Source organism: Pseudomonas sp. PSPC3-2 (assembly GCF_049897085.1).
GTDB classification, from domain to species: domain Bacteria; phylum Pseudomonadota; class Gammaproteobacteria; order Pseudomonadales; family Pseudomonadaceae; genus Aquipseudomonas; species Aquipseudomonas paraveronii.
Genome location: NZ_JAFCVO010000008.1, coordinates 108318 through 128821, shown reverse-complemented (window position 1 = coordinate 128821; position 20504 = coordinate 108318). Strand labels below are relative to the sequence as shown.

19 protein-coding genes are annotated in these 20504 nt (G+C 61.3%); 6 read left to right on the top strand and 13 right to left on the bottom strand.

The window, feature by feature from the left end; translation table 11 throughout:
* Window positions 1–4: 4 nt before the first annotated feature.
* Window positions 5–712: a prepilin-type N-terminal cleavage/methylation domain-containing protein gene (locus ACP7CJ_RS15190; protein ID WP_276196466.1), complete on the bottom strand. Its 708-nt coding sequence runs from the start codon at window positions 710–712 to the stop codon at window positions 5–7.
* Complete coding sequence (pilV, locus tag ACP7CJ_RS15185) at window positions 709–1194, bottom strand: type IV pilus modification protein PilV (protein ID WP_426100753.1); 486 nt, start codon at window positions 1192–1194, stop codon at window positions 709–711. The genes ACP7CJ_RS15190 and pilV overlap by 4 nt, the downstream gene beginning before the upstream one ends.
* A gap of 206 nt (window positions 1195–1400) precedes the next feature.
* Here pilV and ACP7CJ_RS15180 point away from each other — a divergent pair, with 206 nt between their 5' ends.
* Entirely contained in the window at window positions 1401–1982 is a 582-nt protein-coding gene (locus ACP7CJ_RS15180) for a GspH/FimT family pseudopilin (protein ID WP_276196464.1), read from the top strand.
* Here the strand turns inward: ACP7CJ_RS15180 and ispH are convergent.
* The 6 genes from ispH to murJ form a co-directional block, all read right to left on the bottom strand.
* A complete protein-coding gene (ispH, locus tag ACP7CJ_RS15175; protein ID WP_276196463.1) occupies window positions 1936–2883 on the bottom strand; it encodes a 4-hydroxy-3-methylbut-2-enyl diphosphate reductase in 948 nt (315 codons plus the stop codon). The genes ACP7CJ_RS15180 and ispH overlap by 47 nt on opposite strands.
* A 193-nt stretch (window positions 2884–3076) precedes the next feature.
* Complete coding sequence (locus ACP7CJ_RS15170) at window positions 3077–3514, bottom strand: FKBP-type peptidyl-prolyl cis-trans isomerase (protein ID WP_247396717.1); 438 nt, start codon at window positions 3512–3514, stop codon at window positions 3077–3079.
* A 7-nt stretch (window positions 3515–3521) separates the two neighbouring features.
* Entirely contained in the window at window positions 3522–4031 is a 510-nt protein-coding gene (gene lspA / locus ACP7CJ_RS15165) for a signal peptidase II (RefSeq protein WP_247396698.1), read from the bottom strand.
* Window positions 4024–6855, bottom strand: a complete 2832-nt coding sequence (gene ileS, locus ACP7CJ_RS15160; RefSeq protein ID WP_276196462.1) for an isoleucine--tRNA ligase — start codon at window positions 6853–6855, stop codon at window positions 4024–4026. Before ileS ends, lspA begins: the two co-directional genes overlap by 8 nt.
* A gap of 14 nt (window positions 6856–6869) precedes the next feature.
* On the bottom strand, window positions 6870–7808 hold the full coding sequence (ribF, locus tag ACP7CJ_RS15155; RefSeq protein WP_247396700.1) for a bifunctional riboflavin kinase/FAD synthetase: 939 nt from the start codon (window positions 7806–7808) through the stop codon (window positions 6870–6872).
* A 120-nt stretch (window positions 7809–7928) separates the two neighbouring features.
* A complete protein-coding gene (gene murJ, locus ACP7CJ_RS15150; protein ID WP_276196461.1) occupies window positions 7929–9467 on the bottom strand; it encodes a murein biosynthesis integral membrane protein MurJ in 1539 nt (512 codons plus the stop codon).
* 253 nt (window positions 9468–9720) lie between these two features.
* On the opposite strand from murJ, the gene rpsT reads away from it, so the two are divergent.
* Window positions 9721–9999 carry a 30S ribosomal protein S20 gene (gene rpsT / locus ACP7CJ_RS15145; RefSeq protein WP_029292043.1) on the top strand — a complete coding sequence of 93 codons (279 nt, stop codon included), beginning with the start codon at window positions 9721–9723 and terminating at the stop codon, window positions 9997–9999.
* A 172-nt stretch (window positions 10000–10171) separates the two neighbouring features.
* Here rpsT and ACP7CJ_RS15140 read toward each other — a convergent pair whose 3' ends face one another.
* Window positions 10172–10657, bottom strand: coding sequence for an FKBP-type peptidyl-prolyl cis-trans isomerase (locus tag ACP7CJ_RS15140; protein ID WP_276196460.1), 486 nt, complete (start codon window positions 10655–10657; stop codon window positions 10172–10174).
* Between ACP7CJ_RS15140 and ACP7CJ_RS15135 the strand changes: the two genes are divergently transcribed.
* The 3 genes from ACP7CJ_RS15135 (at window position 10656) to ACP7CJ_RS15125 (ending at window position 14025) form a co-directional block, all read left to right on the top strand.
* Window positions 10656–10946 (top strand): DUF3565 domain-containing protein, encoded by a 291-nt coding sequence (locus tag ACP7CJ_RS15135; RefSeq protein ID WP_345894152.1) that lies wholly within the window; start codon window positions 10656–10658, stop codon window positions 10944–10946. The two genes, ACP7CJ_RS15140 and ACP7CJ_RS15135, sit on opposite strands and share 2 nt — an antisense overlap.
* A 79-nt stretch (window positions 10947–11025) precedes the next feature.
* A complete protein-coding gene (gene pta / locus ACP7CJ_RS15130) occupies window positions 11026–13125 on the top strand; it encodes a phosphate acetyltransferase (protein ID WP_276196459.1) in 2100 nt (699 codons plus the stop codon).
* On the top strand, window positions 13126–14025 hold the full coding sequence (locus ACP7CJ_RS15125) for an acyltransferase (protein ID WP_276196458.1): 900 nt from the start codon (window positions 13126–13128) through the stop codon (window positions 14023–14025).
* A 177-nt stretch (window positions 14026–14202) separates the two neighbouring features.
* Here ACP7CJ_RS15125 and cysN read toward each other — a convergent pair whose 3' ends face one another.
* From cysN to ACP7CJ_RS15110, 3 genes are all read right to left on the bottom strand, one after another.
* Window positions 14203–16101 carry a sulfate adenylyltransferase subunit CysN gene (gene cysN / locus ACP7CJ_RS15120; RefSeq protein WP_276196457.1) on the bottom strand — a complete coding sequence of 633 codons (1899 nt, stop codon included), beginning with the start codon at window positions 16099–16101 and terminating at the stop codon, window positions 14203–14205.
* A gap of 9 nt (window positions 16102–16110) precedes the next feature.
* Window positions 16111–17028, bottom strand: a complete 918-nt coding sequence (gene cysD, locus ACP7CJ_RS15115) for a sulfate adenylyltransferase subunit CysD (RefSeq protein ID WP_010565604.1) — start codon at window positions 17026–17028, stop codon at window positions 16111–16113.
* Between the two features lie 283 nt (window positions 17029–17311).
* The gene (locus ACP7CJ_RS15110; protein ID WP_247397886.1) at window positions 17312–18070 is read right to left on the bottom strand and encodes a Nif3-like dinuclear metal center hexameric protein; all 759 of its coding nucleotides are present in this window, start codon (window positions 18068–18070) and stop codon (window positions 17312–17314) included.
* Between the two features lie 102 nt (window positions 18071–18172).
* Between ACP7CJ_RS15110 and algW the strand changes: the two genes are divergently transcribed.
* On the top strand, window positions 18173–19327 hold the full coding sequence (gene algW / locus ACP7CJ_RS15105) for a Do family serine endopeptidase AlgW (RefSeq protein WP_247397884.1): 1155 nt from the start codon (window positions 18173–18175) through the stop codon (window positions 19325–19327).
* Between the two features lie 145 nt (window positions 19328–19472).
* On the opposite strand, the gene hemH is transcribed toward algW, so the two are convergent.
* Window positions 19473–20498: a ferrochelatase gene (gene hemH, locus ACP7CJ_RS15100; protein ID WP_276196456.1), complete on the bottom strand. Its 1026-nt coding sequence runs from the start codon at window positions 20496–20498 to the stop codon at window positions 19473–19475.
* Between the last annotated feature and the right edge of the window lie 6 nt (window positions 20499–20504).

Here is a 20504-nt window from a genome sequence, read left to right as displayed (position 1 = left end):
CGCCCTACCCCAGCCGGTTACGCAGCGCCGCAACCACGCTCCAGGTTTGCGCCTTCACCAACCCTGCCGGGTCTTGCAGCGTCAACAGGATGCGCACACTGCGTATCAGCGATTCGTCGGCCGGGCCGGGGTCATATCGCACCACATGCGTCGAGTCAGGCTTGGCCGCCACGCCGAAACTGATCTCGAACGCCTGCACGTTGTCCACCAGTACTGTCTTGGCCGGAGCTGCCGGGGTGCTGACTTTCAACTGGCCAGCCTCGTAGGTGTAGGTAAGCTGACGTATCGCAAAGCGTATCTGCCCCGGCGCAGCAGGGGGTGGGGTGCCGGCATAAGCGTGGGCGGAACCTGAGCAGTCGGACAACACAGTCCAATCCGGCTTGCCGCCGTCCTCACCGACCTCGGCGCTAACCAGGGTCAGCGACCTTGAAGCGCCCGTGGCACTCCAACTGATGGGCCGTTCGAAGGCCAACGGCGCACCTTCGATCAACGCCGTATCCAGGCAACCAAACATGCCCGCCAGGCGAATGTCCTGAATCAGTTTGCCGAGCGCAAACCGCGCATCATCCTGCAGCAGCATGGCGGCCTGCTGGCTGGCATGGGTCGTTCGAGCGCTGATGGCGACTTGGCTGACCCCGAGGCTCAGCACCAGCCCAAGCGTCAATGCCAGCAACAACTCCAGCAAGCTGAAACCCAGCACCCGCCGCTTCATTGCATCACCTGCGATTCGTCGGCGACGCGACTGGTGAGCGTGAACGTTTCCCTCGCCCCTGCATTTTTTGCCCCCCTGGCGTCATCCCAACTGATGCTGACGATCACTTCATTGGCACGCACGACCACCGAGCCACTGCCGCTATCGCCGGCGAAACCGATGATATTGGCCTCGAAATCGTGCAGGTCGAGGTCACGCACACTGGCCGTCGACGTGAACGGTGGCGCACGCTCGCTTCGCGCCCACGAGTAGTCGGCGCCGGAGTTGGCGCGAATACGGTCCAGCATGTCGTAGACGATAAAGCTCGCCTGGCTGGCCATCCGCGAGCTGTCGGTGTACTTGAGCGCGTTGAGCTGGACCACCGCGACCCCCAACAGGCCGATCACGAGAATCAGCACCGCCACCACCACCTCGATCAGGGTCATGCCGGTTTGGTGGTGGGCAGTTAAAGGTCGAAAAAAGGCAGTCGGGCAAGCAAGCATTACCGTCGTCATCCCTATCGAAGGCCGGAAAAAAAGCAGGAAAACCCTGCTGTGCGGCCCAAGACTAGCGCCGGTTTTTGGCCTGCGCTGCTCCCGGAACAAAGGGAAATACTTTGGACATAAAGGCCAGCATTCAACACCACGAGCTGGACGCTATACCTAGGCATGCCATCTGAGAATCCATCACGTCCACGGAGGGACGGCACATGACACAGCGAGGTTTCACACTGATCGAGCTACTGCTCGGGCTTATCCTGAGCGGCATCCTTGCGCAGTTGGCGGTACCCAGTTTCAGGGGCTTGCTGGAATCCCAGCAGCGACAAAGCGCTGCCCAGTCGTTGGTTGGCGGCCTGCGCTATGCGCGCACCGAAGCCATCGCACGCAACCGGACGGTAGTCATGCATGCCGTGGACGATGATTGGAGCCGAGGCTGGCGGGTGATCGTGGATCTGAGCGGGCGCGGCCATCTGGACGACGATAATCCCGTGCTGCTGGAGCACCAGGACAATGGGCGCGTGCAGATCGTGGGCAATGGACCGGTCAGGAGCCAGGTACGCTTCAGCGGGCTAGGCGAGCCGGTCTTTGCTGGCGGGGGCTTTCGTGCCGGCACCGTGCATGTATGCGCCACGGACCAGGCACAAAGCCTGTTTCAAGTAGTGCTGGCCCCCAGCGGGCGCATCAGCCTGCGCCGAGATAAAACCGAGCAGGCATTATGCCAGGGCTCGCTCGACACCCTGGGACTCAGAGCAGCGAACGAACCCGCAGCTCCTTGGGCATGGAGAAAGTGATGTTCTCCTCACGACCGGCCAACTCATCGGCACCTGTGGCGCCCCAGGCCTGCAACTGTTGGATCACGCCGCGCACCAGGACTTCCGGCGCCGAGGCGCCCGCCGTGATGCCGATACGCTCGACGCCATCGAACCAGTTGCGCTGCATGTCCTCGGCGCCGTCGATCAGGTACGCCGGCGTGGCCATGCGTTCAGCCAGTTCACGCAGGCGGTTGGAGTTGGAGCTGTTAGGGCTGCCGACAACCAACACCACATCACATTCATCGGCCAGTTGCTTGACCGCATCCTGGCGGTTTTGCGTGGCGTAGCAGATGTCGTCCTTGCGCGGGCCGCCAATCGCAGGGAAGCGTGTGCGCAGGGCATCGATCACCCGGCTGGTGTCATCCATGGACAAGGTGGTCTGGGTGACGAAGGCCAAACGCTCAGGGTTGTGTACCTGCAAGCTGGCGACGTCTTTTTCGTCTTCCACCAGGTAGATCGCGCCACCGTTGCTACCGTCGTACTGGCCCATGGTGCCTTCGACTTCCGGGTGGCCGGCGTGGCCGATCAGGATGCATTCACGGCCATCGCGGCTGTAGCGCGCGACTTCGATATGCACCTTGGTGACCAACGGGCAGGTGGCATCGAATACTTTCAGGCCGCGGCCTGCCGCTTCGGTACGTACCGCCTGGGATACGCCATGGGCACTGAAGATTACGATGACGTCGTCCGGCACCTGATCGAGTTCTTCGACAAAGATGGCGCCGCGAGCGCGCAAGTCTTCGACCACGAATTTGTTGTGGACGACTTCATGGCGCACGTAGATTGGCGGCCCGAAGACTTCCAGGGCGCGGTTGACGATTTCGATCGCCCGGTCCACGCCGGCGCAGAAGCCACGGGGGTTGGCGAGTTTGATTTGCATGCTGTGCCTCGTGTCTTGCAGCGCAAGAAATTGGATCATTGCAACCGCGGGCGCGGCTGATCTCTATATAACGACGCGGGCAAATGTGGGAGCGGGCTTGCTCGCGATAGCGGTGTATCAGCCAACAGATTTACTGAATGTCAGTCAGCAATCGCGAGCAAGCCCGCTCCCACATTTTGAACCGCGTTGTCAGTTAGAGCGCTTTAACGTCGAAGATTTCTACGTCAAACGTCAAGGTTTTACCGGACAACGGGTGGTTGAAGTCGATGGTCACTTGCGCATCATCGAAGGCTTTGACCACACCCGGCAGCTCGGTATTCGCCGCATCGTTAAAAATCACCAACAGGCCTTCCGACAGGTCCATGTCCTGGAACTGCGAACGCGGGATGATCTGTACGTTCTGCGGGTTGGGCTGGCCAAAGGCGTTTTCCGGCAGGATCTGCAGGGTGCGCTTGTCGCCAGCCTTGAAGCCGAACAGGGCCGCTTCAAAACCCGGCAGCAGGTTGCCATCGCCCACCTTGAAGGTAGCCGGGGATTTGTCGAACGTGCTGTCGACCGTGTCGCCATTCTCCAGGCGCAATGCGAAATGCAAGGTGACTTCCGTGTTCTGGCCGATGCGTTGTTCAGCCAATACCTGATCAGTCATGAACGGTCTCTCCGGTTTTCTTACTTTTGAACATATCGAGTGCCAGCATGATTGCACCGACGGTGATGGCGCTGTCAGCAAAATTGAACGCCGGGAAGTAATGGCGATTCTGCCAATGCACCAGAATGAAATCGATCACATGGCCCAAGGCGATGCGGTCGTACAGGTTGCCCAGTGCACCACCCAGCACCAGTGCCAAGGCGATGGCCAGCCAGGTGTCATCGCGACCCAGGCGCTTGAGCCAGACCACCAGCACCGCACTGACCACCACGGCGATCAGGGCGAACAACCAGCGCTGCCAGCCGCCGCCATCGGCAAGGAAGCTGAACGCCGCGCCGGTGTTATAGGCCAGGGTCCAGCTGAAGTAATCCGGGATCACCACGATTTGCTGGAACATCTCCAGGGTGCCCTCGAAGTGAGCCTTGCTGACCTGGTCGATGACCAGGACCAGCACGCTCAATACGAGCCAGCCAAGACGTCCGAAACGACTGGCGTTAGGCATAGTGGCGAACCTCGCCAGCACCAGAGATGTTGTCGACGCAACGACCGCAGATTTCCGGATGCTCAGGGTTCACGCCGACATCTTCACGGCAGTGCCAGCAACGGGCGCACTTGGGGAAGGCCGATTTGACGACTTTGAGCTTCAGGCCAGGTACTTCGGTGGCCACGGCGTCCGCCGGGGCCTGGGCGAATGGCGCCAGGCTCGCAGTGGAGGTGATCAGCACGAAGCGCAGTTCGTTGCTCAGCTTGGCCAGGTCGGCGCTCAGGCCTTCCTCGGCAAAAAGGGTGACTTCGGCTTGCAGGTTGCCACCGACGGCCTTGGCCGCACGCTGGACTTCCAGCTCCTTGTTCACGGCAACCTTCACCGCCATCACGCCTTCCCAGTATGCGCGGCCCAATTCGAAGTCGGCCGGCAGTTCGGTCAGGCCTTCGTACCAGGTGTTGAGCATCACGGACTCGTTACGCTCGCCCGGCAGGTATTCCCACAGTTCGTCGGCGGTGAAGGCCAGGATCGGCGCGATCCAGCGCACCAACGCTTCGGAGATGTGATACAGCGCGGTCTGCGCCGAGCGGCGCGCCTTGCTGTTAGCGCCGGTGGTGTACTGGCGGTCCTTGATAATGTCGAGGTAGAAACCGCCCAGCTCCTGCACGCAGAAGTTGTGAATCTTCGAATAGACGTTCCAGAAGCGGTATTCACCGTAGTGCTCCTGCAACTCGCGTTGCAGCAACAGGGTACGGTCCACGGCCCAACGGTCCAGGGCGAGCATTTCCTCGGCCGGCAGGATGTCGGTGGCCGGGTTGAAACCGGTCAGGTTCGACAGCATGAAGCGTGCGGTATTACGGATACGACGGTAGGCATCGGCGCTGCGCTGCAGGATCTGCTCCGACACGGCCATCTCGCCCGAATAATCGGTCGAGGCGACCCACAGGCGCATGATGTCGGCGCCCAGGGTGTCGTTGACCTTTTGCGGCGCGATCACGTTGCCCAGGGACTTGGACATCTTGCGGCCGTTTTCGTCGACGGTGAAACCGTGGGTCAGCAGTTCGCGGTACGGTGCGTGGTCGTCGATGGCACAACCGGTCAGCAGCGAGGAGTGGAACCAGCCACGGTGCTGGTCCGAACCTTCCAGGTACAGGTCGGCGCGCGGGCCGGTTTCGTGACCCATCGGGTGCGAACCGCGCAGCACGTGCCAATGGGTGGTGCCGGAGTCGAACCACACATCGAGGGTGTCGCTGATCTTGTCGTACAGCGGCGCTTCGTCGCCCAGCAGCTCGGCGGCGTCCAGCTTGAACCAGGCTTCGATGCCTTCCTGCTCAACGCGCTGGGCCACGACTTCCATCAGTTCGACGGTACGCGGGTGCAACTCGCCGCTTTCCTTATTGAGGAAAAACGGGATCGGCACGCCCCAGTTGCGCTGGCGGGAGATGCACCAGTCCGGACGGTTGGCGATCATTGAGTGCAAGCGCGCCTGGCCCCAGGTCGGGACGAACTTGGTGCCTTCGATGGCTTTGATCGCGCGGTTACGCAGGGTGTCGCCGCTGGTCGGTTCTTTATCCATTCCGATAAACCACTGCGCGGTGGCGCGGTAGATCAGCGGGGTCTTGTGGCGCCAGCAGTGCATGTAGCTGTGCTTGATGGTCTCGGTGTGCAGCAGCGCGCCGACTTCCGAGAGCTTGTCGATGATCGGCTGGTTGGCCTTGAAGATGAACTGGCCGCCGAAGAATTCCAGGGACGGCGCATAAACACCGTTGCTCTGTACCGGATTCAAGATGTCGTCGTTGACCATGCCGTAAGCCTTGCAGGTCACGAAGTCGTCTACGCCGTAAGCAGGAGCGGAGTGAACGATGCCGGTGCCGGCGCCCAGTTCAACATAGTCAGCCAGGTACACCGGCGACAGGCGGTCGTAGAACGGGTGACGGAAATTGATCAACTCCAGCGCGGTGCCGGTGGTGGTGGCGATCACCGAACCTTGCAGTTCGTAGCGAGCCAGGCAGGCCTCGACCATCTCTTCGGCCAGCACCAGCAGGCGATCACCGACATCCACCAGGGCGTAGGTGAATTCCGGGTGTACGTTCAGCGCCTGGTTGGCGGGGATGGTCCACGGGGTGGTGGTCCAGATCACGATGGCGGCCGGCTTGGCCAGGCTTGCCAGGCCAAAGGCCTCGGCCAGCTTGGCGTCGTCGGCGATCGGGAAGGCCACGTCGATGGTCGAGGACTTCTTGTCTTCGTACTCGACTTCCGCCTCAGCCAGGGCCGAACCGCAGTCGAAGCACCAGTTCACGGGCTTGAGGCCCTTGAACACGAAACCGCCCTTGACGATTTCGGCCAAGGCGCGGATTTCACCGGCTTCGTTCTTGAAGTCCATGGTTTTGTACGGGTTGGCCCAGTCGCCCAGGACACCCAGGCGGATGAACTCGGACTTCTGCCCTTCGATCTGCTCGGTGGCATAGGCACGGCACAGTTCGCGGGTTTTATCGGCGCCCAGGTTCTTGCCGTGGGTCACTTCGACTTTGTGTTCGATCGGCAGGCCGTGGCAGTCCCAGCCCGGGACATAAGGCGCGTCGAAACCCGAAAGGGTCTTCGAGCGGATGATCATGTCCTTGAGAATTTTGTTCAGCGCATGACCGATGTGAATCGTGCCGTTGGCATAAGGAGGGCCGTCGTGCAGGACGAATTTCGGACGATCCTTGCCAATCTCGCGCAACTTTCCGTACAGGCCAATACTGTCCCAGCGCTGCAGGATCTGCGGTTCGCGCTGTGGCAGGCCGGCCTTCATTGGGAAGGCGGTGTCCGGAAGGTTTAGCGTGGCTTTATAGTCGGTCATTTAAGGCTCTTCGGTTAGCGATGGGCGCTAGGTGCGGCTAGGGCACGGGCGGCGGCGACATCCGCATTGATCGCCGTTTTCAACGCCTCAAGGGAGGCGAAACGCTGCTCTTCACGCAGCTTCTGGTGGAAAACCACCGTCAAACGCCGGTCATATAAATCCCCGGCAAAATCCAAAAGGTGAACTTCCAGGTGGGCCTTGCCATCACCTGCAACCGTGGGCCTGACGCCTATATTGGCGACTCCCGGCCACGATTGGCCGTCGATGTCGACACTCACCAGGTAAACCCCGGTCAGCGGCACACGACGGCGCTTGAGCTGCACGTTAGCGGTTGGCGTGCCCAGTTGGCGCGCCAGCTTCTGGCCGTGCAATACCCGCCCGACAATGCGGAACGGGCGACCGAGCAAACGCTCAGCCAAGGCGAAGTCGGCGGCAGCCAGGGCATTACGCACCTGGGTACTGCTCACGCGCAGGCCGTCCAGTTCGACGGTTTGCGCGGCTTCGACGGTAAAACCCTGGGTCACGCCAGCGTGTTGCAGGAAATCGAAATCGCCGACCCGGTCACACCCAAAGCGGAAGTCGTCGCCGACCTCCAGATGCTGCACGCCCAAGCCATCCACCAGGATACGGTCGACGAACTCGGCGGCGCTGAGGCTGCGCAAACGCTGGTTGAAGGCCAGGCACAGCACACGGTCCACGCCCTCCTCCGCCAACAGTTGCAGCTTGTCGCGCAAGCGGGCCAGGCGCGCCGGTGCCGTTTCCGGGGTAAAGAATTCCCGCGGCTGTGGCTCAAAAATCACCACGCAGCTGGGCACGCCCAACTCGACCGCACGCTCGCGCAGCCGGGCCAGGATAGCCTGGTGGCCACGGTGTACACCGTCAAAGTTGCCAATAGTGGCGACGCAGCCCCGATGCTGGGGGCGCAGGTTGTGGAGACCTCGAACCAGCTGCATAACGCGCTTCTTGCTCATAAAGTGGTCGATTATAACCACACCCGGCCCCGGATCACAGGCAACAGCGCAGGGCAAAACGGATGGAATCGATAAAACACCGGTTTTATCGCGGCAAACCCTCTAACCCAGCGCCTTGCGATTGAAATCCCGCAGGCGGAAACCTTGCAGCAGCAACATGCCGAAGTACACCACCACGCCCGCCACCACCAGCACGCCCAGGCGCAGGAAGCGCTCGAGCATATGGCCTTGATCCCAGGCCGGCATGAAGTGCATCAGGCCCAGCAATACCGCCGACATCATCGCCACCGCCACCAGCAGCTTGAGGGCAAATATCCCCCAGCCCGATTGCGGCTGGAACATCTGCTGTTTGCGCAGTTGGTAAAACAGCAGGCCGGCATTGATGCAGGCACCGGCGCTGATGGCCAAGGCCAGGCCGGCGTGGGCCAGCGGGCCGATAAACACCAAGTTGAGCAACTGCGTGACGATCAGCGTGAAGATCGCGATCTTCACCGGCGTGCGGATGTTTTGCTGGGCGTAGAAACCCGGCGCCAGCACTTTGATCACGATGATGCCGAGCAGACCGACGGAGTAGGCGATCAGCGCATGCTGGGTCATCAAGGCATCGTGCGCGCTGAATTGCCCGTACTGGAATAACGACACCGTCAGTGGCTCGGCCAGGATTCCCAGCGCCAGGGAACACGGCAACACCAGCACGAAGCACAGGCGCAAACCCCAATCGAGAATGCGCGAGTATTCCTGGCGGTCCTTGCTCGCGTAGGTACGCGCCAGCGTCGGCAGCAAAATCGTGCCCAGGGCCACGCCGAGGACGCCGGACGGCAGCTCCATCAAGCGATCGGCGTAATACATCCACGACACCGAACCGGACACCAGCAGCGACGCAAACGCGGTGTTGATGATCAGGGAAATCTGGCTGACCGACACCCCGAGGATCGCCGGCAGCATATTGCGCATCACGCGCCAGACGCCGGTGTCCTTGAGGTTCAGGCGCGGCAACACGAGCATGCCGATCTTTTTCAGGTGCGGCAGTTGGTAGAGCAATTGCGCCAGGCCACCGGCCAATACCGCCCAGCCCAGGGCCATGACCGGCGGATCGAAGTAGGGCGTGAGGAACAGCGCAAAAATAATCATGCTGACGTTAAGCAGGGTCGGCACGAACGCCGGCACCGAGAAACGGTTCCAGGTATTGAGGATGGCGCCGGCCAGGGAGGACAGGGAGATCAGCAATATATAGGGGAAAGTCACCCGCAGCAGATCAGTGGTCAGCGCGAATTTTTCCGGCGTATTGGCAAACCCGGGCGCCGTGGCCCAGATCACCCAGGGCGCGGCGAGCATGCCAACCAGGGTCACCAGCATCAGCACAAGGGTCAGCAGGCCCGAGACATAGGCGATAAATGTGCGGGTCGCCTCCTCGCCCTGCTGCGTCTTGTATTCCGCCAGGATCGGCACGAACGCCTGGGAAAACGCGCCCTCAGCGAAGACCCGCCGCAACAGATTGGGCAGTTTAAAGGCAATAAAGAACGCATCCGTGGCCATGCTGGCGCCAAAAATGCGCGCCAGCAGGGTGTCACGCACAAACCCCAAAACCCTGGAGATCATCGTGATTGAGCTGACGGCAGCCAACGATTTGAGCAGATTCATTGAAAGAGTTTGCGCCTATAGATAAAGAGCAGGCGAACTACGCGCCTACTTATGCGATACTGCGCGCCTGCAACAGCACAGCGCCAAAGCTCGCGAGTTTACAGGTCAAGCGCCGGAAATAAATCACCCGCCTCTTCAGATCGACCACTCAGCAGTTCGCATCAGCCGCCCTTGACAACCCATCAACTCATCGGCATGATTCGCGGCCTATTTTGTTTGCTATTTCCTAAAAAGTCTTTCGAGGAGCTCGACGGTGGCCAACACACCTTCCGCCAAAAAACGTGCAAAACAGGCTGAGAAGCGTCGCAGCCACAACGCCAGCCTGCGTTCCATGGTTCGTACCTACATCAAGAATGTAGTTAAGGCCATTGACGCAAAAGACGCTGAAAAAGCTCAAGCTGCTTACGTTCTGGCTGTGCCAGTTATCGACCGCATGGCCGATAAAGGCATCATCCACAAGAACAAAGCTGCTCGCCATAAAGGTCGTTTGAATGGCCACATCAAGGCTCTGAACCTTGCTGTTGCAGCCTAAGCGATAAACTGCCACGCCGGTTTACCTGCGTAACAGTTAAGAAATGCCCCGTACCGAAAGGTCCGGGGCATTTTTGTTTGGGCGCAATAAATCGCTGTTCTTTATTGCGCGCACAAAAAAAACGCCCCGAACCAGTCGGGGCGTTTTGGCTACCACCTGATCAACACATCAATCAGTGGTGATGACCGCCTTCACCGTGCACGTGGCCGTGGGCGACTTCTTCCTCGGAAGCCTCGCGGATGGCCACGATCTTCACTTGGAAGTTCAGGCGCTGACCTGCCAGAGGGTGGTTACCGTCGACGGTGACGTCGTCGCCGTCCAGGTCACGGATGGTCACGATCTGCATTTGGCCGTCCGGCGCGGAAGCGTGGAACTGCATGCCCACTTCCAGTTCGTCGACACCTTCGAACATGCTGCGGCTCAGGGTGCTGACCAGTTCGGCGGAGTATTCGCCGTAAGCATTTTCAGGCTCTACGACAACGGTCAGTTCATCACCGACGCTCTTGCCGACCAGGGCGTTTTCCAGGCCCGGGATAATGTTGCCTGCGCCTTGCAGGTAGACCAGCGGCGCGCCGCCGGCTGAGCTGTCGATGACCTCACCAGCGTCGTTGGTCAGGGTATAGTCGATGGAGACTGCCTTGTTAGCGGCGATCGTCATGGGGCGAGACCTTTTGCATAAGAATGAAGAACGGACAAGTCTAAACAAGGATTTGCCCGAAAGCGAACAGAACCCGGACGGACGGGGTCGATCAACGGTCGCCGTCATCCTCGGATTCCACCAGGACGACGACGGGCACTGGGTTGCCGAGCTGTCCTGCGGCCACACCCAACACCTGCGCCACCAGCCGCCCTGGCAATCGCGCACCTGGGTACTCGACCCCGCACACCGCCTGGAAAAAATAGGCCAGCCCTTTGCCTGCGGCTGGTGTGCGCAGGAGCGCGAATAACGATAACCTTGGCGCCTGATTCCCGGTAGGCACTCAACCATAGAGCGCCACCGAAGCCATGCACCTCCAGAGAATTCGCATGCAGACTTTTTTTATCGCGCCCACCGATTTTGGTGTGGGTCTGACCTCCATCAGCCTTGGGCTGGTGCGCACCCTTGAACGTGCCGGGCTGAAAGTCGGCTTCTTCAAACCGATTGCCCAGCCGCACCCCGGCGACACCGGCCCCGAACGCTCCACCGAGCTGATCGCTCGCACCCATGGCCTCAAACCGCCGCAGCCTCTGGGCCTGGCCCATGTCGAGCGGATGCTCGGCGACGGCCAGCTCGACGAGTTGCTCGAAGAAATCATCACCCTGTATCAGCAGGCCGCCGTGGGCAAGGACGTGCTGATCGTCGAAGGCATGGTGCCGACCCGCAGCGCCAGCTATGCGGCGCGGGTCAACCTGCACCTGGCCAAGAGCCTGGACGCGGAAGTGATCCTGGTCTCGGCGCCGGAAAACGAAGTGCTCACCGAACTCTCCGGCCGCGTGGAACTGCAGGCCCAGCTGTTCGGCGGCCCGAAAGACCCGAAAGTGCTCGGTGTGATCCTCAACAAGGTGCGCACCGATGAAAGCATGGAAGCCTTTTCGGCGCGCCTCAAGGAGCATTCGCCGTTGCTGCGCAGCGGGGATTTCCGCCTGCTCGGCTGCATTCCTTTCCAGCCCGAACTCAATGCGCCGCGTACCCGCGACGTCGCCGACCTGATGGGCGCGCAGATCCTCAACGCCGGTGATTATGAAACCCGGCGCATGACCAAAATCATCATCTGCGCCCGCACCATGCGCAACACCGTGGAACTGCTCAAGCCGGGCGTGCTGGTAGTGACACCGGGGGACCGCGACGACATCATCCTCGCCGTCAGCCTGGCCGCGATCAACGGCGTACCCCTGGCCGGCCTGCTGCTGACCAGCGACACCCTGCCCGACCCGCGCATCATGGACCTCTGCCGAGGCGCCTTTCAGGCCGGGCTGCCGGTGCTGTCGGTAAGTACCGGCTCCTACGAGACAGCGAACCTGCTCAACAGCCTGAACAAGGAAATCCCCATCGATGACCGCGAGCGCGCCGAGATCATCACCGATTTCGTCGCCAGCCACCTCGATGCGCGCTGGCTGCACCAACGCTGCGGCACGCCACGGGAGATGCGCCTGTCACCGGCGGTGTTCCGCTACCAGTTGATCCAGCGCGCCCAGGCCGCCAATAAGCGCATCGTCTTGCCCGAAGGCAGCGAGCCGTTGACCGTGCAAGCCGCCGCGATCTGCCAGGCCCGCGGCATTGCCCGCTGCGTGTTACTGGCCAAGCCGACGGACGTGGAAGCGGTCGCCCGCGCCCACGGCATCGAATTGCCCGAAGGCCTGGAAATTCTCGACCCGGACCTGATCCGCGAGCGTTATGTCGAACCGATGGTCGCGTTGCGCAAGAGCAAGAGCCTCAACGCGCCGATGGCCGAACAGCAACTTGAAGACACCGTGGTGATCGCCACCATGATGCTCGCGCTCGATGAAGTCGACGGCCTGGTCTCCGGGGTTATCCACTCCACCGCGAATACCATCCGCCCGGCCCTGCAACTGATCAAGACCGCGCCGGGCTGCACCCTGGTGTCGTCGGTGTTCTTCATGCTGTTCCCCGAACAGGTGCTGGTGTACGGCGACTGTGTGATGAACCCGCACCCGAGCGCCGCCGAACTGGCGGAAATCGCCCTGCAAAGCGCCGACTCGGCGGCGGCGTTCGGCATTACGCCACGGGTGGCGATGATCAGCTATTCCAGCGGTGAATCGGCCAGCGGCGAAGAAGTGGAAAAAGTCCGCGAAGCCACCCTGCTCGCCCATGAACAGCAAAGCTCGCTGCTGATCGACGGCCCGTTGCAATACGATGCCGCCGCCAACGAAACCGTCGCCCGGCAACTGGCACCCAACAGCCTGGTGGCGGGCAAGGCCACGGTCTTCGTATTCCCCGACCTGAACACCGGCAACACCACCCACAAGGCGGTGCAACGCAGCGCCGATTGCGTCAGCCTGGGGCCGATGCTCCAGGGCCTGCGCAAACCAGTGAACGACCTGCCGCGCGGCGCCCAGGTCGACGACATTGTGTACACCATCGCGCTGACCGCGATCCAAGCCGCCAACCGACCTATGGAGATCTAAATGCTGGATTTTCTACCTGCCGCCGTGCGCGGGGTGATCGCGTCGTTGCTGTTGGCGCTGAACACGATCCTGCTGTGTTCGTTCCTGTTCATCGTCGCGCTGTTCAAGGCACTGCCGTTCGCCAAGCGTTTCAGCGAATGGCTAATGAACCACACCCATGAAGCCTGGATCAGCAACAACAACGCGTGGATGAACCTGGTGCGGCGCACCCGCTGGCACCTTAAAGGCCTGGAAGGGCTGGACTACCAGCACTCTTATCTGGTGACCAGCAACCACCAGAGCTGGGTCGACATCATGGTGCTGCAATACGTGCTCAATCGACGGATTCGCCCGCTGAAATTCTTTCTCAAGCAGGAGCTGATCTGGGTCCCGGTGATCGGCCTGGCCTGGTGGGCATTGGGCTTTCCGTTCATGAAGCGTTACTCCAAGGCCTACCTGGAAAAACACCCGGAGAAGAAAGGCAAGGACCTGGAAACCACCCGCAAGACCTGCGCGAAGTTTCGCGCCAACCCGGTGGGGATTTTCAACTTTGCCGAAGGCACACGCTTTACGCCGGGCAAGCATGCACAGCAGAACTCGCCCTTTCGCTACTTGCTCAAGCCCAAGGCCGGCGGTATTGCGTTTGTGCTGGATGCCATGGGTGAGCAGTTGAAGTCATTGGTCAATGTGACCATCCACTACCCCGCCGGGCGCCCCGGCTACTGGGACTTGTTGTGCGGGAATGTGCAGGACGTGGTGGTGCGGTTCGAAGAAGTGCCGATCCCGCCTGAGTTCATTGGCAAGAATTATGAGCAGGACGGGGAATATCGATTGGCGTTCCAGGGCTGGATCAATCGGTTGTGGGAAGAGAAGGATGCGCTTCTCAGCCAACTTCACACAGATTATCCAGACCGCCACTGATCAAAATGTGGGAGGGGGCTTGCCCCCGATAGCGGTGCTTCAGTCACCCGACGCAGTGACTGACACTCTGCAATCGGGAGCAAGCCCCCTCTCACATTTGACCAAGCCCGATCTTGAGAATGTAAAAAAGCCCGCCACCGATCACTCGGTGGCGGGCTTTTTTTGTGGCCGCGAGGTTTAGATCGCCCCACGCTGACGCAACAGCTCCAGCACTTGCTTGACGCTATCTTCCAGCGACAGGGCCTGGGTGTCGATCACCAGATCGGCATTCAACGGCACGTCGTATGGGAAGGACTCGCCAGGGATGTTATCCCCACCGGCCGCGTACAAGCCTTGCGGATCACGCTCGGCGCACACCAGCGGTGAAGCCTGCACGTAGACCGTCAGCAAGCGATCGGCACCGATCAGCGCCTTGGCCTGTTCACGCCCTTCGGCATCCGGCGCAACGAACGCGGCCAGGGTCAGCAGGCCGGCTTCGTTGAACTGGCGTGCGACATGAGCCGCACGACGCCAGTTCTCGGTACGCCCGACACGGTCCTGCGGCAACCCTTTGTTCAGGTCGTGACGCAGGTTCTGGCCATCGAGTACAAACACTGCACGGCCCATGTCGAACAACTTGCGCTCAACCGCGTAGGCCAAGGTGCTTTTACCGGCGCCCGACAGGCCGCTGAACAACACGGTTGCCGGCTGCTGGCCGAAACGCTGGGCACGCTCTTCGGTGGCCACATGGGCCAACTTGCCGTGCTGCGCGGCGCTGCCGTGGACAACCGGCGGCGCGATGATCATGCCCGCGGCCACAGTGCCATTGGTCAAGCGGTCGATGACGATGAACGCGCCGGTGGTGCGGTTGCTCGCGTAACCGTCCAGGGCGACGGCGGCATCGAGGCTGACCTTGACCCGGCCGATCTCGTTCAACTGCAGCGAACTTGCCGGGCCTTCGGCCAGGGTGTTCACGTCCACACGATGCACGATGCTGGTGATGGAACCCGGCACGTAGCTGGTGGCGCGCTTGATGTCGTATTTCTTGCCCGGCAGCATCGGTTCTTCGGCCATCCATACCAGCATGGCGTCGAAGGCGTCGGTCACTTGCGGCATGTTATCGGCATGCACCAACAGGTCGCCACGGGAGATGTCGATCTCGTCTTCCATGGTCAGGGTCACGGCCTGGCCTGGGCCTGCGTGCTCCAGTTCACCGTCGAAGGTGACGATGGATTTGACGCGGCTGCTCTTGCCCGACGGCAACACCACGACTTCGTCGCCCTTATGGACGATGCCGCTGGCCAGGGTGCCGGCAAAACCGCGGAAGTTCAGGTTCGGACGGTTGACGTACTGCACCGGGAAACGCAGGTCGGTGTAGTTGCGGTCGTTGGCGATCTCGACGGTCTCGAGGATCTCCATCAGCGACTGGCCGGTGTACCACGGCGAACGCTCGCTCTTGTTCACCACGTTGTCGCCCTTGAGCGCCGACATCGGTACGAACGCCATGGTGCTCGGCTTGAAGGCGATGCCGTCGGCGAACTTCAGGTAGTCGGCCTTGATCTGCTCGAACACACCCTCGTCGAAACCATTGAGGTCCATCTTGTTGATGGCGACCACGATGTGCTTGATGCCCAGCAACGAGGCAATGAAGCTGTGGCGACGGGTCTGGGTCTGCACGCCGTAGCGCGCGTCGACCAGGATAATCGCCAGGTCACAGGTAGAGGCACCGGTGGCCATGTTGCGGGTGTACTGCTCATGGCCAGGGGTGTCGGCGATGATGAATTTACGCTTGGCGGTGGAGAAGTAGCGGTAGGCGACATCGATGGTGATGCCCTGCTCACGCTCGGCCTGCAGGCCGTCGACCAGCAACGCCAGGTCGATGTCGTCACCGGTGGTGCCGACCTTCTTCGAATCGCGGGTGATGGCTTCCAGGTGATCTTCGTAGATCATCTTGGAGTCGTGCAGCAGGCGCCCGATCAGGGTGCTCTTGCCGTCGTCGACGTTGCCACAGGTCAGGAAGCGCAACATTTCCTTGCGCTCGTGCTGGCCCAGGTAGGCGAGGATGTCCTCGCTGATCAAATCAGATTGATGCGACATGACAGCCCCTTAGAAATAGCCTTGACGTTTTTTATCTTCCATCGAGCCGGCACCATCGTGGTCGATGACCCGGCCCTGGCGCTCGGAAGTTCGCGTCAGGAGCATTTCCTGAATGATGTCCGTCAGCGTCTCGGCTTCGGACTCCACCGCGCCCGTCAACGGGTAGCAGCCAAGGGTACGGAAACGTACTTTCTTTTTGACGATTCGGGCTTTGTCTTCGTCGGACAGGTGCTCGAGGATGCGGTCGTCGTCGATCATGATCAACGTGCCGTTCTTCTCGATCACATCGCGCTCGGCGGCGAAGTACAGCGGTACGATCGGGATGCCTTCCAGGTAGATGTACTGCCAGATGTCCAGCTCGGTCCAGTTGGACAGCGGGAACACACGGATCGACTCGCCCTTGTTGACGTTGCCGTTGTAGACGTTCCACAGCTCCGGGCGCTGGTTTTTCGGGTCCCAGCGGTGCTTGCTGTCGCGGAACGAGTACACGCGCTCTTTGGCGCGGGACTTTTCTTCATCGCGACGGGCACCGCCGAACGCGGCGTCGAAACCATACTTGTCCAAAGCCTGCTTGAGGCCTTCGGTCTTCATGATGTCGGTGTGCTTGGCGCTGCCGTGGGTGAACGGGTTGATGCCCTGCGCCACACCGTCCGGGTTGACGTGGGTGATCAGGTCCAGGCCGAGTTCTTCAACCATGCGGTCGCGGAACGTGTACATCTCCTGGAATTTCCACTGGGTGTCGACATGCATCACCGGGAACGGCAGCTTGCCCGGGAAGAACGCCTTGCGCGCCAGGTGCAGCATCACGGCGGAGTCTTTACCGATCGAGTAGAGCATCACCGGGTTGTCGAACTCGGCGGCGACCTCGCGGATGATGTGGATGCTTTCCGCCTCCAGCTGTTTCAGATGCGTCAGTTTGTCGACCATGGCTACTCACGGAAAAACGATCTTATGGACGGCCAGCGGGCCGTGTTCGAGCGAGGCATGCTAGCACAGCACCTGCTTCTATTCAGGGCGCCAGCTAGATCGAAACGGTATATGGATATGCCCCGAGGTTTGGCGGCGATGGCCGGCCAAACGCGGTCAAATGTGGGAGTGGCGGTGCGACGATTCGACTTGCTCCCGATTGCAGTGTGCCATTCAACGCATTCATTGACTGAACCAACGCTATCGGGAGCAAGCCCCCTCTCACAGTTATTGGAGGTGTTCGTTAGATCGGGTTGGGGCAATCGATAAACAAATGCTCCAGGGCGAAACGCCGCGCCAGGTAATCGCCCAATGCCTGCACCCCGTAACGCTCGGTGGCGTGATGGCCGGCGGCGACAAAGCTGATGTCGTTTTCGCGGGCGCTGTGGAAGGTCTGCTCGGAGGCTTCGCCGCTCAGGTAAAGGTCGACGCCGGCCGCAATCGCCTGGTCGATGTAGCCCTGGCCACCACCGGTACACCAGCCGACGCGGCGGATCATCTGGCTGCCTTCGATCAACAGCGGCTCGCGCCCCAAGACGCTCTGCACGCGGTGGGCGAAGTCACGCGGCGACAGCGGTTCGGCGAGGGAGCCGACCAGGCCGACGATCTTGAGGTCGGCCGGGTCCAGCGGGCCTTCGACGGTGATGTCCAACTGCCGAGCCAGCTGGACGTTGTTGCCGACCTCGGCGTGCAGGTCCAGCGGCAGGTGGTAGGCCAGCAGGCTGATGTCGTGCTTGAGCAGGGTCTTCAGGCGGCGCTGCTTCATGCCGGTGATGCACGGGTTTTCGCCCTTCCAGAAATAACCGTGGTGGACCAGCACCAGGTCGGCCTGGGCTTCAACGGCGGCGTCCAGCAATGCCTGGCTGGCGGTGACGCCGCTGACGATGCGCATCACCTGCGGGCGCCCCTCGACCTGCAGGCCATTGGGGCAGTAATCGGCAATTTTTGCGCTGCCAAGGTAGCGGTCCGCTTCCTCGACGAGGGTGCTCAAAGCAACGGCCATAAAAGACTCCTAAATATCCCGTTCCGAGGCGCTCGCAGCCTCGTATAATGCGCGACATTATGGGCGCTCTCCCGCCCCCTGCAACCTGTCAGGACTTACTTGATGCTCAAGGCACTGCGTTTTTTTGGATGGCCATTGTTGGCTGGCGTGCTGATCGCGATGCTGATTATTCAGCGTTTCCCCCAGTGGGTGGGCTTACCGAGCCTTGATGTGAACCTGCAACAGGCCCCGCAAACCAACGCGGTGGTGCAAGGCCCGGTGACCTATGCCGACGCCGTGGTCATCGCGGCCCCTGCGGTGGTCAACCTGTACACCACCAAGGTCATCAACAAGCCGGCGCATCCTCTGTTCGAAGACCCGCAGTTCCGCCGCTATTTCGGCGACAACAGTCCCAAGCAGCGGCGCATGGAATCGAGCCTGGGGTCCGGTGTGATCATGAGCCCGGAAGGCTACATCCTCACCAACAACCACGTGACCACCGGTGCCGACCAGATTGTAGTGGCCCTGCGCGACGGCCGCGAAACCCTGGCTCGCGTCGTCGGCAGCGACCCGGAAACCGACCTCGCGGTGTTGAAGATCGACCTGAAAAGCCTGCCCGCCATCACCATCGGCCGCTCCGAAGGACTGCGGGTCGGCGATGTCGCGCTGGCCATCGGCAACCCGTTCGGCGTCGGCCAGACAGTCACCATGGGCATCATCAGCGCCACCGGGCGTAACCAGTTGGGCCTCAACAGCTACGAAGACTTCATCCAGACCGACGCCGCGATCAACCCCGGCAACTCCGGCGGTGCACTGGTGGATGCCAACGGCAACCTGACCGGCATCAATACGGCGATTTTCTCCAAGTCCGGCGGCTCCCAGGGCATCGGTTTTGCGATCCCGGTCAAGCTGGCGATGGAAGTGATGAAGTCGATCGTCGAGCACGGCCAGGTGATCCGCGGCTGGCTGGGGATCGAAGTGCAGCCGCTGACCAAGGAACTGGCCGAGTCGTTTGGCCTGACAGGACGCCCGGGCATCGTGGTCGCCGGGATCTTCCGCGATGGCCCGGCACAGAAGGCCGGCCTGCAATTGGGGGATGTGATCCTCAACATCGACGGCGAACCGGCCGGTGATGGCCGCAAGTCAATGAACCAAGTGGCGCGGATCAAGCCGACCGACAAGGTCACGATCCAGGTGATGCGCAACGGTAAGGAGCTCAATCTTTCGGCGGAAATCGGCCTGCGCCCACCGCCTGCGCCGGTGAAGGAAGAAGAATAACCTGCTGGCGCATTACAACGGCACAGACAACGTCACCGTGGCCCTGAACCTTCACCTGTGGGAGGGGGCTTGCCCCCGATAGCGGTACAACAGTCACCTCATCCAGTGCCTGACAGGCCGCTATCGGCAGCAAGCCCCTCCCACCTTACAGTGCCACCGGCGCGCGCTCACACAGGGTGTTAAGCGCCACCGCCCAGTGCTCGCTGTCGTTCAAGCACGGCACCAGCACCAACTCCTCGCCGCCCGCTGCGCGAAATTGCTCCCGCCCGCGATCGCCAATCTCTTCCAGCGTCTCGATGCAGTCGGCGACGAACGCCGGGCACATCACCAGCAGCTTTTTCACGCCTTGCTGAGCCAACGCGTCCAGGCGTGCCTCGGTGTAAGGTTCGATCCACTTCGCCCGGCCCAGGCGCGACTGGAACGCCACCGACCATTTGCCGTCCGGCAGGCCCATGCGCTCGGCAAAGTTGCGGGCGACGCTGAAGCACTGCGCGCGGTAACACGTGGCAAGCACCTGCGGCGAGGCGTTGCGGCAGCAATCGGCATCCTTGAAGCAATGCGCGCCGGTGGGGTCGAGCTTGGTCAGATGACGCTCGGGCAGGCCGTGGAAACTCAGGAGCAAGTGATCGTAGTCCTGCTCCACATAGGGCCGCACGCTCGCCACCAGCGCATCGAGGTATTCCGGCTGATCGTAGAACGGTTGCAGGATCGAGAACTGCACCTTGAGCTTCTTGTCGCGCACCACCCGCCTGGCTTCTTCAATCACCGTGGTCACGGTGCTGTCGGCGAACTGCGGGTACAAAGGCGCCAGGGTGACCTTCTGAATCCCCTGGGCGGCCAGGCGCATCAGGGTCGTTTCAAGGGACGGCTCGCCATAACGCATCGCCAGCTCCACCGGGCCCTGGGTCCACTGCGCGGTCATCTGCTGCTGCAGGCGCTGGCTGAGCACCACCAGCGGCGAGCCCTCTTCCCACCAGATCGAAGCATAGGCATGGGCCGATTGCTCGGGGCGCTTGATCAGAATCAGCGACACCAACAAGCGCCGTACCGGCCACGGCAGGTCGATCACGTAAGGGTCCATCAGGAACTGATTGAGGTAGCTGCGCACATCGGCCACCGAAGTAGACGCCGGTGACCCCAGGTTGACCAGTAACAACGCGTGATCCGTCATGCAACA